This window comes from Brevundimonas aurantiaca (assembly GCF_014199955.1).
In the GTDB taxonomy this organism is placed as follows: domain Bacteria; phylum Pseudomonadota; class Alphaproteobacteria; order Caulobacterales; family Caulobacteraceae; genus Brevundimonas; species Brevundimonas aurantiaca.
The window spans coordinates 177,573-192,438 of sequence record NZ_JACHOQ010000004.1 but is presented as its reverse complement, the minus strand read 5'-3'; the positions used below and the strand labels follow the sequence as shown (position 1 = coordinate 192,438).

Sequence of the window (14,866 nt, the reverse complement as noted above, 5' to 3'; positions counted from 1 at the left end):
TCCCAGTGCGCCGGCCCTCTCTTTTTGCGCGCCCGTCGCCCCATCCGCAGAAGGGCCCTGAAACGACATGTGAACTGGGGGTGTCATAACCACGTTCGATCATGGCCGTTTCGTGTTGTGAACGCTCTCAATTCATGCTTACCTGTTCATGCGAGGGGCCGAAGAGTCTCCGCACAGGGAGCGGAAAGTTGACGGCCTCTCCAGGTCGTCGAACCTCGGCGTCGAAGACGCTATCCGCAAACAGGATCGAAAAGCCTGCGACAGCAGGCGATGCTGTCGGCTGCCCGCCGCCATCATCGATCCTGTGCGGCGCATCCCAACTCTTGTCCTGACGGCGGTCGCCGTCGCGCAATCGGTTCGGGGCGTCTCTTGAAGTTTTCCAAGTCCTTGATGATCAGCCGTCTCGCCCTGGCCTTCGCCGTGGGCGTGACGCCCGCCGGCGCACTCGCGCAGCCGGCGCAGTCTGCGCCCCAGACGGAGACGGCCGCCGCCCAATCGCGCGCCGACGCCCTGCTGGCGCGAATGACGCAGGACGAAAAGCTTCAGCTGATCCACGGCTATTTCCCGCCCATGGCGGCGCGGACGCCGGGCGCCCCAGTCGCCGACATGATTCCCTCGGCCGGCCACATCCCGGGAATTCCCCGCCTGGGCATACCCAATCTGCGCGAAAGCGACGCCAGCCTGGGCGTCGCCAACCAGGTCGAGCAGCGCAAGGGCGACGTCGCCACCGCCCTGCCCTCCAGCCTGGCGACCGCCGCCACCTTCGATCCCGAGATCGCCTACGCCGGCGGGGCCATGATCGGCTCGGAGGCGAGGGCCAAGCGGTTCAACATCCTGCTGGCCGGCGGGGTGAACCTGACGCGCGATCCGTGGGCCGGACGGAATTTCGAATATCTGGGCGAGGATCCTCTGCTGGCCGGGGTCATGGCCGGGGAGCATATCCGCGGCGTCCAGTCGAACAGGATCGTTTCGACTATCAAGCATTTCGCCTTCAACGCGCAAGAGACCGGGCGGATGATCATGGATGCGCGGCTGGACGAGGCGTCCCTGCGCGAAAGCGACCTCTTGGCCTTCCAGATCGCCATCGAGCGGGGAAATCCCGGCTCGGTCATGTGCGCCTACAACAAGGTCAACGGCGACTGGGCCTGCGAGAACGACGTCCTGCTGAACCAGGTTCTGAAGCGCGACTGGGCCTATGACGGCTGGGTCATGTCGGACTGGGGCGCGGTCCATTCGACCGAGAAGGCCGCGCTGGCGGGCCTGGACCAGGCCTCGGGCCAGGAGCTGGACCGCGCCCTCTATTTCGACGCGCCGTTCCGCGAGGCCCTGGAGGCCGGGCGTATCCCGCAGGCGCGGCTGGACGACATGGTGCGTCGAATTCTGGTCGGCCTGATCCGGACCGGGGTGCTGGACGCGCCCGTGGTCACGACCGAACAGCCGATCGACTACGCCCGGAACGCCGAGGTCGCCCAGCGCGCGGCCGAGGCCGGGATCGTCCTGCTGAAGAACGAGGGCGGGGTCCTGCCCCTGGGCAGGACGGCGAAGCGGATCGTGCTGATCGGCGGCCATGCCGACGTCGGCGTCCTGTCGGGCGGCGGATCGTCCCAGGTGCGGTCGGTCGGCGGGGCGCCGGTCGAGATTCCCCTGACCTCGGGGGCCGCAGCCTCGTTCGCGCGGATCACTTGGCATGCGTCCTCACCGCTGAACGCCATTCGGGCGATCGCGCCGGAGGCGACCGTGACCTATGTCGACGGCAAGGATCCGGCGGCTGCGGCTGCTGCGGCGCGAGCGGCGGACGTCGCCGTCGTCTTTGCGAGCCAGTGGACCACCGAGGCCCAGGACGTCGAGACCCTGTCCCTGCCCGACGATCAGGACGCCCTGATCGAGGCGGTCGCCGCCGCCAACGACAAGACCGTAGTGGTGCTGGAGACCGGCGGGCCGGTGCTGATGCCCTGGCTGGAGAAGACCCCGGCTGTGATCCAGGCCTGGTATCCCGGCCAGCGCGGCGGCGAGGCCGTCGCCCGCATCCTGTTCGGCGAGGTCAATCCGTCGGGCCGTCTGCCGATCACCTTCCCCGCCTCGGCGGATCAGGCGTCGCGCCCGACGCCGCCGGGCCTCGAGGCGCTGAAGAGCGCCGAGGCCGCAGCCGCCGCCAATCCCGGCGCACCCCAGGCCGGCGAAATCCAGGGCTTCGCGGTGGATTATCCGGAAGGCTCAGACGTCGGTTACCGCTGGTACGAACGCGAGGGCAAGACGCCCCTGTTCCCGTTCGGATATGGTCTCAGCTACACCAGCTTCGCCTATTCCAACCTGGCGGCGTCCAGCGCAGACAAGCTCAGCGTCAGCGTCGATGTGACCAATACCGGCGCGCGAGCCGGCGCCGAGGTTGCGCAACTCTATGTCGCTTCGGGCGATCGGCCCCGCCGTCTGGCCGCCTTTGCGCGGGTGAACCTGGCGCCGGGCGAGACGCGCCGCGTCACCCTGACGGCCGAGCCCCGCATCCTGGCCGAATACGACACCGCCCTGCCCGGCTGGCGCATCACGCCGGGCGATTACCGCATCACCGTCGCCCGCGACGCCGCCGAGCCGGGGTTGAGCGCGACGACCACGCTTTCAGGGTCGACCATCAAACCTTGAACCAATGCCGCACAACAAAACGCGGCGCCACCGAGGAGGGAGAAAGAGATGAGAATCCACAAAAGACCCATGGTTGCGGCCTTGCTGGCGAGTTCGGCGCTGGTCGCGCCGGCCTACGCCCAAACGGGGGCCCAGACCGCTGAACCGGCGGCGACGCAGGAACCGACCGAGGTCGGCGAAATCGTCGTGACCGGCATCCGCGCGTCGCAGACCCAGTCGATCAACGTCAAGCGCAATGAAACCGCCCTTGTCGATGCGATCTCGGCCGAAGACATCGGCAAACTGCCCGACGTCACCGTCGCCGACGCCCTGCAACGCATCGCGGGCATCCAGATCCGACGCTCCGCCGGCGAAGGCTCGACCGTCAACATTCGCGGCTTGCCGCAAGTCGTGACCCTGCTGAACGGGGAACAGTATCTGAGCCCCGGCAACCTGGGCGGCGCCCAGCCGAACCTGAACGACGTGCCGTCGCAACTGATGAGCTCGATCGTCGTGTTCAAGTCGCAGGACGTGTCGAACGCCCTGTCGGGCATTTCCGGCACCATCGATCTGCGCACCCGTCGTCCGATGGACTTCAGCTACGGCACGACCGTCACCGGCGCCGCCGAATACCAGACGGGCGAACGGACCCGCCAGGACGACTATCTGATCAACGGCCTGCTGAACTGGCGCGGTGATCGAATGGGCGTCATGGTCTCGGGCGTGCTCAGCAATTCGAACCTGGGCAATAACTACGCCGGTTCAGCCGGCAGCCTGTTCGGCAGCAACGACTGGGGCGGCTCGGGCAACGCCTGGTTCGCGCCCCACGGCTATGAAATGTTCAACCGCGTGGTCGAGCGGGAACGGGTCGGTCTGAATGCCGCATTCCAACTCGACATCGAAGACGGCATTCGCCTGACGGCCGAAGCCTTCTACACCAAGCAGGATGAGTATAACCGCGCCGCAGGCCTGAACGTCTCCAACCGCTGGAGCGGCCTGGGCTGGCTGACCCCGACCGAATCGACCGACACCGGCCTGGGTTGGTTGGATGTCGAGGAATACGACGTCGACGCTTGGTGGGTGAACTCCTTCACCGTCAACCGCGTCACCAACAATGAGTCCAAGAACTTCAACCTGGAGCTGGACTACGACAAGGGCGGTCCCTTCACCTTCAATGCGCGGGCGATCAAGGCCGAAGCCTCGCTGCTCAGCATGAACGGTCAGGTCCAAGGCGACCTGTCCAACTGGGAATACGGATCGGACCGCGCCTTCACCCTGTTCCGCCAAGCGGCCGACCGCACCCGCGGCACCTTCTACCCGGCGTCCATCGCGGCCATGTACCCGTCGTCGCGCTATTCCAACAACGTCGTCGGCAGCCAGGGCGGTCGCTACATCAGCCCCAACCCGTTCGGCTATGGGGCCGACCCTCAACTGCACATCGACACCGGCGGCTCGAAGCTGGCTTGGAGCGGCTTTGAGAACAACATCGTGGGCGGCCTCGGCAATGTGCCGCTCAGCCAATATATGGCGAACCTGGACTCCTATACGGTCGGCGCCTATTCCTCTGAAGGCAACCAGCGCAACAGTTCCGATCTGACTGTCGTTCGGTTCGATGGGTCCTACGAGTTCCAGGAGACGCCGGCCTTCGGTTTCCTGACCCGTGTCGACGCCGGCGTCCGCCACAGCGCCCGCGAGGTGTCGATCACCAGCTTCCACCTGTTCTCGGACTTCTACGCCGGACAAGGCGCCGGCAATCCGGCGGGCTGCTCAGCCCAGTGGAAGGCCATCGACGTCGTGATGGACCAGACGCAATGCCGGTCCGGCGAGTTCGTCTCAAACCCCGGCTTCAACGCCGCGCTTCCGGTGGCTGCGACGCCGAGCTCCTGCTCCAACGGCGTGGTCGCCAACGCCCCGACCTGTTTCCAGGGCTATACGGTCAATCGCCCGACGCTGCTGCGCGAGAACAACAACACCTATTTCCTGACCGACTTCGGTTCGGTCGCCTCAGGCATTCCGGGCGTGTGGGTGGCCGACCCGCGCGACTTCGACGATCCCCGCGCCTTCCAGGAGCGAGTGTTCGGCAACGCCTATGACGTCATCATCCCCGGCAACTCCTATGACGTCGATCTCTACGAAGACAGCGCCTATCTGAACGGCGCCATCGAGTTCGGGCAGCTCCACGGTGATGTCGGTGTCCGCTATGTCCGGACGGAACTGCGGGCGCGTCAGAACCTCACAGGCGAAACCCGCGCCTATGGCGACACCAACAACGACGTCGGCGACAGCATCTCCAGCCGCAGCTACGACGACTGGCTGCCGACGGCGAACCTGACTTATGATTTCACCGACAAGCTGAAGCTGCGTGCCGCCTACGCCAAGACCATGATCCCGTTGGATCTTGGCAACTACGGCGGGGGCGTCACGATTTCGACGGCTGATACACCTGAACTCCAACCGGGCGAGGCCCCCGATCCCACCCGTCCTCCCGTCGGCGTTCGCCGCGTCACGGGCGCGACCCTGGGCGGAACCGTGGAGCTCAACCCCTGGCGGTCCACGAACTACGACCTAGCCCTGGAGTATTACCACGGGCCCGCGACGATGTTTAACGCGGCGATCTTCCGCCTGGACATCGAAAGCTTTGTCCGCCGTGGCACCGTCGCCTGTGGTGCCGAATACCCCGACGGCGACGGCGTTATTCGCCGATGCGTGGATGTGAACCGCCCGATCCAGGGTGAAGGCGGGGAGTTGCAGGGTATTGAACTGGGGGCGAAAATTGGCCTCTCAGACTTCATCGACACGCCGTTCTGGTCCGATTTCGGCTTCGACGGCAGCTATACCTATTCGGACAGCACCTCCAATGACCTAGCTCTAGACGGCAGCGAACTGCCGTTCCAGGACAACTCCGAGCAGTCACTGAACGCGGCCGTTTGGTATCAGGGTGAAAAGCTGCAGGCACGTGTCGCGTGGAACTATCGGACGCCGCGGCTGAACAGCACCATGGGAACGACACGTGACGGCCAACCCGTGGCCATCCCGATCTACCAGGACACGTCGCAATACGTGGACGTCAACGTGACCTATGACGTCAATGACATGGTCACGGTCTACGCCAACGGCTCGAACGTCCTGGGCGAGATTGAGGAATACTACCTCGAGTTCAAGGACGGCGCGCAACAGTTCCAGGCGCGCAACGAGTTCGAGCCGCGCTATACCATCGGCGTGCGCGCTCGCTTCTGATCTCTTCCTGAGCAGACTGGCCGGCGGCATTCGTGTCGCCGGCCTCTTTTTTCGCGTATTGGGATCAGGCCATGGATGAGATCGACGATCCTCGCATCCGTTCCGTCGTCATCGTGGGCGGCGGCACCGCCGGCTGGATGACGGCTGCGGCCCTGGTCCAGCATTTCCGCAGCACACCGCTGAAGATCACCGTGGTCGAGTCCTCCGACATCGGCACGATCGGCGTGGGCGAGGCGACCATTCCCACCATCCGTCGGTTCTATGGGCAGCTGGGTCTGCGCGACGACGACGTGATGCGGGCCACCCAGGCGACCTGCAAACTGGGGATCCGCTTCATCGACTGGTCCGGGCCGGGCTCGGACTTCATCCATCCCTTCGGCCTGTACGGGCAGGACGTGAAGGGGATCGGTTTTCATCATTACTGGCTGAAGCAGAAGCGCGCGGGCGACCCCGCGCCGCTGGCGGCCTATTCCTTGGGCGCGTCCCTGGCCGCCGGGGGCAAGTTCATCCAGCCCTCGCCCAATCCGCCGTCCCAGCTGTCGGTGTTCGACTGGGCGCTTCATCTGGACGCCGGCCTGTTCGCCCAACATCTGCGCGCCTATGCCGAGGCCGGGGGCTGCGCCCGGATCGACGCCCGCATCCGCTCGGTCGAACTGCGGCCCGAGGACGGTTTCGTGCGCGCCCTGACCCTGGACGACGGGCGCGAGGTCGAAGGCGATCTGTTCGTCGATTGCTCGGGCTTCAAGGGGCTGGTGATCGGCGAGGCCCTGGGCGTCGGGTTCGAGGACTGGGGCCGCTGGCTGCCTTGCGACGCCGCCTATGCGGTGCAGAGCGCCAACCGCCCAGGCGACGCCCCCGCCCCCTTCACCCGCGTCACTGCCCGGTCGGCCGGATGGCAATGGGGGATTCCGCTGCGCCACAGGGCCGGCAACGGCCTGGTCTTTTCCAGCGCCCATCTGAGCGACGATCAGGCCCTGGCCGAGCTTATGCCCCATCTGCTGGGCGATCCGCTGACGGAGCCGCGTCGCATTCCCTTCCGCCCCGGCCGGCGGTCGCAGGCCTGGGCCAAGAACTGCGTCGCCATCGGCCTGTCGTCCGGCTTCCTGGAGCCGCTGGAGAGCACCAGTATCGCCCTGATCGAGACGGGCATCGAGCGACTGAAGGCCCTGTTCCCAGACCGCCGCTTCGCCCAGCCGATCCTGGACGAGTTCAACGACCAGACCGCGCGGGAGATGGAGCGAGTGCGGGACTTCATCATCCTGCACTACAAGCTGAACCGGCGGACCGACACCGACTTCTGGCGCGACTGCCGGGAGATGGCCATCCCCGAGACGCTGGAGCGCAAGCTCGCCCTGTGGACCGCGCGGGGCCAGTTCGTCCGCTATCGGTGGGAGATGTTCCACCCGGCCAGCTGGCTGGCCATCTATGACGGCTTCGGCCTGTATCCCGACCATTACGACCCCGCCGTCGACGCCATGGACCCGGCCTATCTGGCGCGCAGCCTGGCCGAGATGCGGACCAATATTGCCGACTTCGTCGCTCGGACCCCCGATCACGCCCAATTCCTGGCGGGTCTCGATCCCGCCGCCTCAGCCGCATGAGACCCGAGATGGACCAACCCCGCCGTCCCCTGAAGAAGATCTGCATCGTCGGCGGCGGGACCGCCGGCTGGATCGCCGCCGCCCTGATGGCCGAGCATTTCAAGGGCCGGATAACCGAGGTCGAGTTGGTCGAGTCCGACGACATCGGCACGATCGGGGTCGGCGAATCCACCGTGCCCCCCTTCCTGGAAATGCTGAAGAAGCTGGGGATCAACGAGCAGGACTTCATCCAACAGACCCAGGCCAGTTTCAAACTGGGCATCCAGTTCGACGACTGGACCGAGAAGGGCGAAAGCTATTTCCACCCGTTCGGCGCCATCGGCGTGCCGGTGGACGTCAGCGACTTCTATCCGGTCTGGCTGAAGGCGCGGATGAACGGCTATCAGCGCCCGCTGATGGACTTCGCCTCTGCGGCGCGGATGGCGGCCCACGAAAGGTTCATGCTGCCGTTCAAAGCCCAGCGCAGCCCTATCGGCGGGGCCTCCTACGCCGTCCATGTGGATGCGAAGCGGGTGGCCCGCTATCTGCGCGACTTCGCCGAAGCGCGGGGGGTGAAGCGGACCGAGGGCATCGTCGAGGAGGTGATGACGCGGCCCGACGGCTTCGTCAGCGGGCTGAAGCTGAAATCGGGCCAGACGGTCGAGGCGGACTTCTTCATCGACTGCACCGGCTTCCGCGCCCTGCTGATCGGCAAGACATTGGGCGTCGGATACACGGACTGGTCCGAATGGCTGATGTGCGACCGGGCCATCGCGGTCCAGACCGAGAATGTCGGGGCGCCCAAACCCTATACCCTGGCCCAGGCGCAGGACTGCGGCTGGCGCTGGCGCATCCCGCTGCAGCACCGGACCGGCAACGGCCATGTCTTCTGCAGCCGCTACATGTCCGACGACGAGGCGACGGCGCGCCTGCTGGCCCAGGTCGAGGGCCGGCCGGTGGTCAATCCGATGGTGGTGCCGTTCAAGACCGGGGTGCGGGAGAAGATCTGGGACAGGAACGTCCTGTCCCTGGGTCTGGCCAGCGGCTTCATCGAGCCGCTGGAATCGACGGCCATCCACCTGATCTATCGCGGGATGGACTTCTTCTTCCGCCTGATGCCGGACCTGGATTGCGATCCGAAACTGGCGACCGAATACAATCGGCGGATGACCGTGGACTACGAGGAGATTCGCGACTTCATCATCCTGCACTACGCCCTGACGAGGCGGGACGACACGCCCTTCTGGCGGGCATGCCGCGACATGGCCCTGCCCGAGGGGTTGCAGCACAAGCTGGACGTCTTCCGCGCCAACGGCAGCCTGGTCGAGGCGCTGGACCCCCTGTTCCGCAATGTCAGCTGGTACGCGGTGATGGACGGCATGGGGGTGACGCCCCGCTCCTATCCGCCGCTGGTCGACCGGATCGACTTCGCCGGCCTGACCGCCGAGATGGACCGGGCCGCCGATATTCTGAACGCCTTCGTCAAGGACCTGCCGTCGCATCAGCAGTTTCTGCAGGACAACTGTCCCGCCCCGCCGGTCGACCTGGCGCCGGTCGCCCCGGCCGCCGTACCCGCTTGATGCCGGCGCGCTTGCCTTATCGCCGCCGAGCCTGACAGTATGAGGCGGGGATAAGGAACCAGAGTTTGCGCCGCGCCGTCACCATCAAGCACGTCGCCGCCGAGGCGGGCGTTTCCCTGCAGACGGTGTCGCGGGTCATCAACAACGAACCGAACGTGCGGCCCGTGGTGCAGGAGCGGGTGCGGGCGGCCGTGGCCAAGCTGGGCTATGTGCCCAGTCTGGCGGCGCGGCGCATGGGGGGCTCGCGCTCCTATCTGCTGATGGCGCTGAACGACCGAGACCGGACCATCGAGGGCTGGAAATCCGGCGAGGGCACCGACTGGGTCGACCAGATGCTGATGGGCGGCATGCTGAAGTGCGAGTCGCACGGCTATCGGATGATCTTCGAACTGGTCGACACCCATTCCGACCATGTGGATCGCGCCGTGCGCGCCGCCCTCGCCGCTCTTCACCCCGACGGCGTCATCCTGACCCCGCCGCACAGCGAAAACCCGGCCATCACCGGCCTGCTCAGCCAGTTGGGCCTGCCCTTTGCGCGGATCGCGTCGATCGCCGAGGGCGACGGTTTCGCCGTATCGATGGACGACGCCGAGGCCGCCGCCCACGCGACGGATCATCTTCTCTCCCTCGGCCATAGGCGCGTCGGCTTCGTCACCGGCAGCCCGCAATACGCAGTCAGCGACGCCCGACTGTCCGGCTATCGCGCCGCCATGAGCGCCTCGCCCCATGGGCTGGACGAGACCCTGATCGGACGCGGCGACTTCTCCTATGAGTCGGGTGTCGCCGCTGTGGACGCCCTGCTCGATCTGCCGTCGCCGCCGACGGCGGTCGTCTGCAGCAATGACCGCATGGCCCTGGCGGCGATCCGCACCGCCCAGCGACGCGGTCTTTCCACGCCGTCGGACCTGTCGGTCGTCAGTTTCGACAATACGCCCCTGGCGCGGTTCGCCGACATGACGGCGGTGATCCAGCCCGTCGCCGAGATGAGCGCGGTCGCCGCCGACCTGCTGATCCGGTTCAAGGCGGGGGAAACGGACCTGCCGTCCCAAAGCAGGGTGGCCTTCGGCTTTGCGCCTCGCGGCTCGACCGCCCCGCCCCGGTCTGGCGGCTCACGCTAGGCGACAGTCTTTTCGCCGAGGCCTTAATAAGTCCAGCAGCGCCCGGATCACATGATATAGGGCCGTCTCTCCTGTTCGTTTGAGGATGTTAGGATGCGCGTCGCGATGATCGGCACCGGCTATGTGGGCCTGGTGTCTGGGGCCTGTTTCGCCGATTTCGGCCACGTCGTGACCTGTATCGACAAGGATCCCTCCAAGATCGAGCGTCTGGAACGCGGTGAGATTCCGATCTTCGAGCCGGGGCTGGATGATCTGGTGGCCGCCAACGTCAAGGAAGGTCGGCTGTTCTTCACCCTGGACGGGGCCGAGGCGATCCGCCGGGCCGACGCGGTCTTCATCGCCGTGGGCACCCCGACCCGCCGCGGCGACGGCCATGCGGACCTGTCCTACGTCTATGCGGCGGCTGAGGAAATCGCCGGCCTGATCGACGGCTTCACCGTGATCGTCACCAAGTCCACCGTCCCGGTCGGCACCGGCGACGAGGTCGAGGCGGTGATCCGCAAGGCCAATCCGAACGCGGACTTCGTCGTGGTCTCCAATCCGGAGTTCCTGCGCGAGGGCGCCGCCATCGGCGACTTCAAACGCCCCGACCGGGTGGTGATCGGCGTCAACGACATCGAGGGCGAGACCGGCGCCCGCGCCAAGGCGGTGATGAGTGAACTGTACCGTCCGCTGAACCTGAACGAGAGTCCGCTGCTTTTCGTCGGCCGGCGCACGTCCGAACTGATCAAATACGCCGCCAACGCCTTCCTGGCGATGAAGATCACCTTCATCAACGAGATGGCGGACCTGTGCGAGGCGGTGGGCGCCGACGTGCAGCAGGTCGCGCGCGGCATCGGTCTGGACAAGCGGATCGGGTCGAAATTCCTGCACGCCGGCCCCGGCTATGGCGGCTCCTGCTTCCCCAAGGACACCCTGGCCCTGGTCCGCACGGCCCAGCAATATGAATCACCGGTTCGGCTGATCGAGACCACGGTCGAGGTCAATGACGCGCGCAAGAAGGCCATGGCCGGGCGGGTCGAAACCACCCTGGGCGCCGCCGTGGCGGGCAAGACGGTGGCCCTGCTGGGTCTGACTTTCAAACCCAACACCGACGACATGCGCGACGCCCCCAGTCTGGACATCGCCCAGGCCCTGATCGCCGCCGGGGCCCAGGTCCAGGCCTTCGACCCCGAAGGCATGCACGAGGCGGCCAAGCTGCTGCCGGACGTGAAGATGAAGGCCAACGCCTATGACGCCGTCGAGGGCTGCGACGTCGCCGTGATCGTGACCGAATGGGACCGGTTCCGCGCTCTGGACCTGGACCGGATCAAGCTGCTGATGAAACAGCCGGTGCTGATTGATCTGAGAAACATCTATCGTCCCGACGACATGGCGCGGCGTGGGTTCAAATACTCCGGGATCGGCCGCGGATGAGCGAAGGGCCGATCCTCGTCACCGGCGCCGCCGGCTTCATCGGCATGCACACGGCCGAGCGATTGCTGGCGCGCGGCGAGACGGTTGTGGGGATCGACAACTTCAACACCTATTACGACCCGGCGCTGAAAGAGGCCCGCGCGGCGCGGCTGCAGGCCCGCGAGGGCTTTCGCCTGGTTCGGGCCGACATCGCCGAACATGAGCAGGTGCTGGCCCTGGTGCGGGATCAGGGGATCAAGCGGATCGTCCATCTCGCCGCCCAGGCCGGGGTTCGCTACTCGCTGGAGAACCCCTTCGCCTATGAGCGCTCGAATCTGGCGGGGCATCTGTCGATCCTGGAGGCGGCCCGTCACGCCGAGGTCCAGCACCTGGTCTACGCCTCGTCCAGCTCGGTCTATGGCGATCGGCCGCTGGAAGGCTCGGGCTTTCGCGAGGACGATCCGACCGTGACGCCGGTCTCCTTGTACGCCGCCACCAAACGATCCTGCGAACTGCTGAGCCAGAGCTACGCCAAACTGTACGGCTTTCCCCAGTCGGGTCTGCGCTTCTTCACAGTCTATGGCCCCTGGGGCCGGCCGGACATGGCCTATTTCAGCTTCACGCGGAAGATCGCGCGCGGCGAACCGATCGAAGTCTATGGCGAGGGCCGCATGGCCCGCGACTTCACCTATATCGACGACATCGTGGACGGGATCGTCGGGGTCTTGGATCATCCGCCCGCGCCGGGCGGTCATGAGGTGTACAATATCGGCGACAGCCAGCCGGTGGGCCTGATGGAGATGATCTCGACCCTGGAAGAGGCGATCGGCGCGGAGGCCAGAAAGATCATGCGGCCCATGCAGCCGGGCGATGTCACCGCCACCTATGCGGACATCTCCAAGCTGAACGCCCTGATCGGCTATCGGCCAAGGGTGCCTCTGAAAGAGGGGCTTGAGAAGTTCGCCGCCTGGTGGCGCGGGTATGAAAACGGCTGAAGATCGAGGGCTGAGGCCGGAACGGACGGCGCTGAAGGCGGTTTTCAACCCATGCCCAGACGCGCCCCCAAACCCCCGATCCTGAAGAGCAAGCGCGGCGTCGCCATCCTGCTCCTCGTCTTGGCCCTGATCTTCGGCCTGCTCTACTTCGGCGTCGGCGCCACCGCCTTCCTGCGAACCCAGCCGCCGATCTAGGCGGGCGTGCTCAGCCCTCGTTCAGATCATCTACAGCCTCGTCCTTGGCGGTGGTCGGGACGGGCGTGCTGGGATCGCCGCTGATCGGCCCCTGGGGCAGGTCGCCTTCGGGGCGCTGGTCGTGCGGCGTCTTCTGAACCGCCAGCGTATTGGGATCAGGGCCGATCTGGCCGCCCGGACCGACGCCGCCGGCCCGTTCCTGCAGCGCCTCGGACGGGGTGTTCAGTGACCGCCCGCGCGCCACGCCCGGCGGCAGGGCCGCCTCGGCCTCTTGTTCCTTGTTCATGTCGAACCTCCATCCAATGGGGACCAGGAGGTAACCGAACCCTGCCTCCCCGGTTCCTGCATCGTGTCAGGGTGTCGGGCTCCGGTCGCAAATTGACACCGGTAACAAACCTGACAAGCTGGCCGCAAAACAGGGATGAGGGAAACGCCCATGAGGTTCATCGACCGCCGCGCCGCACTGACCGGCCTTCTGGGCGGTGTCGCCGCCTCCGCCCTGCCGGTCCGGAGCGTTCTGGCACAGACGCTGGAAGAGGCCGCGCCGCTCGGCCGCGAATGGGCGAACATGAAATGGCGTCGCGGGATCGAAAACCAGCGGATGGCGGATCTGGGCGACGGGACGTTCCTGAACCCGATCCTGTCCGGCGACCACCCGGACCCGTCGATCCTGAAGGACGGCGACGACTATTACATGACCTTTTCGTCGTTCGAATCCGTGCCGGGCATCCATATCTGGCATTCGCGCGACCTGGTGAACTGGCGACCCGTCACTGCGGCCCTCACCACCAATATCGGCTCGGTCTGGGCGCCCGAACTGATCAAACAAGAGGGGCGATTCTACTGCTACATCCCCGCCCGCTTCCCGGAGTACCGGTCGAACTACGTCATCTGGGCCGATCGGATCGAAGGGCCCTGGAGCGCACCGTTCGACCTGAAGCTGCCCGCCCATATCGACCCCGGCCATATCGTCGGCGAGGACGGCAAACGCTATCTGTTCCTGAACGGCGGCGACCGGGTCCGGCTGACCGACGACGGCCTGGCGGTCGATGGTCCGGTGGAGGAGGGTGTCTATGACGCCTGGCGCTATCCCGAGGACTGGATCGTCGAAGGCTTCGCCCAGGAAGGCCCCAAACTTCTGAAGCGCGGCGACTATTTTTACATGATCACCGCCATCGGCGGCACGGCGGGGCCGCCGACGGGGCATATGGTCATCGCCGCCCGTTCCCGGTCCATCCATGGCCCGTGGGAGGACTGCCCGCACAATCCGATCGTCCGCACCCGTTCCGGCGCTGAAAAATGGTGGTCGCGCGGTCACGCCACCCTGGTCGAAGGTTCGGCCGGCGACTGGTGGATGGTCTACCACGGCTATGAGAACGCCTATTGGAGCCTGGGCCGCCAGACCCTGCTGGATCCGATCGAATGGACCGACGACGGCTGGTTCCGCGCCAGGGGCGGCGATCTGTCGCAGCCGATCGCCAAGCCGCGCGGCGGGCAGGCCGTACCCCACGGCATGGCCCTGTCGGACGATTTCTCAACCGACAAGTTCGGCCTTCAATGGAGCTTCTATGATCCGCAGCCGAACGAAAAGGACCGTCTGCGGCGAGACAGCGGCGTGCTTCATATGCGCGCTAAAGGCAGGGCGCCGGCGGACTGCTCGCCCCTGACCTTCGTCCAAGGCGAGCAAGCTTATGAAATTGAATGCGAAATCGAGATCGACCCCGGCGCGGTGGCGGGGCTGATTCTGTTCTACGATCGCGCCCTTTACGCCGGTCTGGGGTTCGACGCTCAGCGCTATGTCACCCACCAATACGGAATCGAACGCGGCCGCCCGGCCAATCCCCACGGACGGCGCATGTTCATCCGCCTGACCAACGCCTATCAGAACCTCTATTTCGACACCTCCGGCGACGGCGTGACCTGGCGACGGTTCGATCGAGGCATGGAAGTTTCCGGCTATAATCAAAATGTTAGGGGCGGCTTCATGATGTTGCGTCCGGGCCTCTACGCCGCCGGAGAAGGTGAGGCGCGGTTCAGGAATTTCCGCTTCCGCGCGCTCGGCGCCTAAGCCGCCCGGGCAGCGTCGATGGGCGGGGATCGCCTCGTTCTTTCCCGGCCCCTTCCAATCAAACGCTGATTTTTGCCCTGGC

Annotated in this window: 10 protein-coding genes; 9 read left to right on the top strand and 1 reads right to left on the bottom strand. The window is 66.0% G+C overall.

Annotated elements, in window-relative coordinates; translation table 11 throughout:
- The first annotated feature begins 390 nt into the window (after positions 1-390).
- The 8 genes from GGQ93_RS10865 to GGQ93_RS10830 all read left to right on the top strand — a co-directional run bounded on the left by GGQ93_RS10865 (position 391) and on the right by GGQ93_RS10830 (position 12,716).
- Positions 391-2,637, top strand: coding sequence for a beta-glucosidase family protein (locus GGQ93_RS10865; RefSeq protein WP_183216957.1), 2,247 nt, complete (start codon positions 391-393; stop codon positions 2,635-2,637).
- Between the two features lie 48 nt (positions 2,638-2,685).
- Complete coding sequence (locus GGQ93_RS10860) at positions 2,686-5,853, top strand: TonB-dependent receptor (protein ID WP_224764357.1); 3,168 nt, start codon at positions 2,686-2,688, stop codon at positions 5,851-5,853.
- 71 nt (positions 5,854-5,924) lie between these two features.
- Positions 5,925-7,454, top strand: coding sequence for a tryptophan halogenase family protein (locus tag GGQ93_RS10855; RefSeq protein WP_183216954.1), 1,530 nt, complete (start codon positions 5,925-5,927; stop codon positions 7,452-7,454).
- Positions 7,455-7,462: 8 nt separating this feature from the next.
- Entirely contained in the window at positions 7,463-9,013 is a 1,551-nt protein-coding gene (locus tag GGQ93_RS10850) for a tryptophan halogenase family protein (protein WP_183216952.1), read from the top strand.
- A gap of 65 nt (positions 9,014-9,078) precedes the next feature.
- Entirely contained in the window at positions 9,079-10,131 is a 1,053-nt protein-coding gene (locus GGQ93_RS10845) for a LacI family DNA-binding transcriptional regulator (RefSeq protein ID WP_221233667.1), read from the top strand.
- 93 nt (positions 10,132-10,224) lie between these two features.
- The gene (locus GGQ93_RS10840) at positions 10,225-11,547 is read left to right on the top strand and encodes a UDP-glucose dehydrogenase family protein (RefSeq protein ID WP_183216950.1); all 1,323 of its coding nucleotides are present in this window, start codon (positions 10,225-10,227) and stop codon (positions 11,545-11,547) included.
- On the top strand, positions 11,544-12,521 hold the full coding sequence (locus GGQ93_RS10835; RefSeq protein ID WP_183216948.1) for an NAD-dependent epimerase/dehydratase family protein: 978 nt from the start codon (positions 11,544-11,546) through the stop codon (positions 12,519-12,521). Before GGQ93_RS10840 ends, GGQ93_RS10835 begins: the two co-directional genes overlap by 4 nt.
- A 51-nt stretch (positions 12,522-12,572) precedes the next feature.
- Positions 12,573-12,716 (top strand): hypothetical protein, encoded by a 144-nt coding sequence (locus GGQ93_RS10830; protein ID WP_152949691.1) that lies wholly within the window; start codon positions 12,573-12,575, stop codon positions 12,714-12,716.
- Positions 12,717-12,726: 10 nt separating this feature from the next.
- Here the strand turns inward: GGQ93_RS10830 and GGQ93_RS10825 are convergent, their stop codons facing one another.
- Positions 12,727-13,002 carry a hypothetical protein gene (locus tag GGQ93_RS10825; protein ID WP_152949690.1) on the bottom strand — a complete coding sequence of 92 codons (276 nt, stop codon included), beginning with the start codon at positions 13,000-13,002 and terminating at the stop codon, positions 12,727-12,729.
- Between the two features lie 150 nt (positions 13,003-13,152).
- Between GGQ93_RS10825 and GGQ93_RS10820 the strand changes: the two genes are divergently transcribed.
- Positions 13,153-14,784, top strand: a complete 1,632-nt coding sequence (locus tag GGQ93_RS10820) for a family 43 glycosylhydrolase (RefSeq protein ID WP_183216946.1) — start codon at positions 13,153-13,155, stop codon at positions 14,782-14,784.
- The last annotated feature ends 82 nt before the right edge of the window (positions 14,785-14,866 follow it).

What these genes read in the sequence shown, in the direction of transcription:
- GGQ93_RS10865 (WP_183216957.1), top strand. Translation starts at nt 391, where the DNA reads ATGATCAGCCGTCTCGCCCTGGCCTTCGCCGTGGGCGTGACGCCCGCC.
- GGQ93_RS10860 (WP_224764357.1), top strand. Translation starts at nt 2,686, where the DNA reads ATGAGAATCCACAAAAGACCCATGGTTGCGGCCTTGCTGGCGAGTTCG.
- GGQ93_RS10855 (WP_183216954.1), top strand. Translation starts at nt 5,925, where the DNA reads ATGGATGAGATCGACGATCCTCGCATCCGTTCCGTCGTCATCGTGGGC.
- GGQ93_RS10850 (WP_183216952.1), top strand. Translation starts at nt 7,463, where the DNA reads ATGGACCAACCCCGCCGTCCCCTGAAGAAGATCTGCATCGTCGGCGGC.
- GGQ93_RS10840 (WP_183216950.1), top strand. Translation starts at nt 10,225, where the DNA reads ATGCGCGTCGCGATGATCGGCACCGGCTATGTGGGCCTGGTGTCTGGG.
- GGQ93_RS10835 (WP_183216948.1), top strand. Translation starts at nt 11,544, where the DNA reads ATGAGCGAAGGGCCGATCCTCGTCACCGGCGCCGCCGGCTTCATCGGC.
- GGQ93_RS10830 (WP_152949691.1), top strand. Translation starts at nt 12,573, where the DNA reads ATGCCCAGACGCGCCCCCAAACCCCCGATCCTGAAGAGCAAGCGCGGC.
- GGQ93_RS10825 (WP_152949690.1), bottom strand. Translation starts at nt 13,002, where the DNA reads ATGAACAAGGAACAAGAGGCCGAGGCGGCCCTGCCGCCGGGCGTGGCG.
- GGQ93_RS10820 (WP_183216946.1), top strand. Translation starts at nt 13,153, where the DNA reads ATGAGGTTCATCGACCGCCGCGCCGCACTGACCGGCCTTCTGGGCGGT.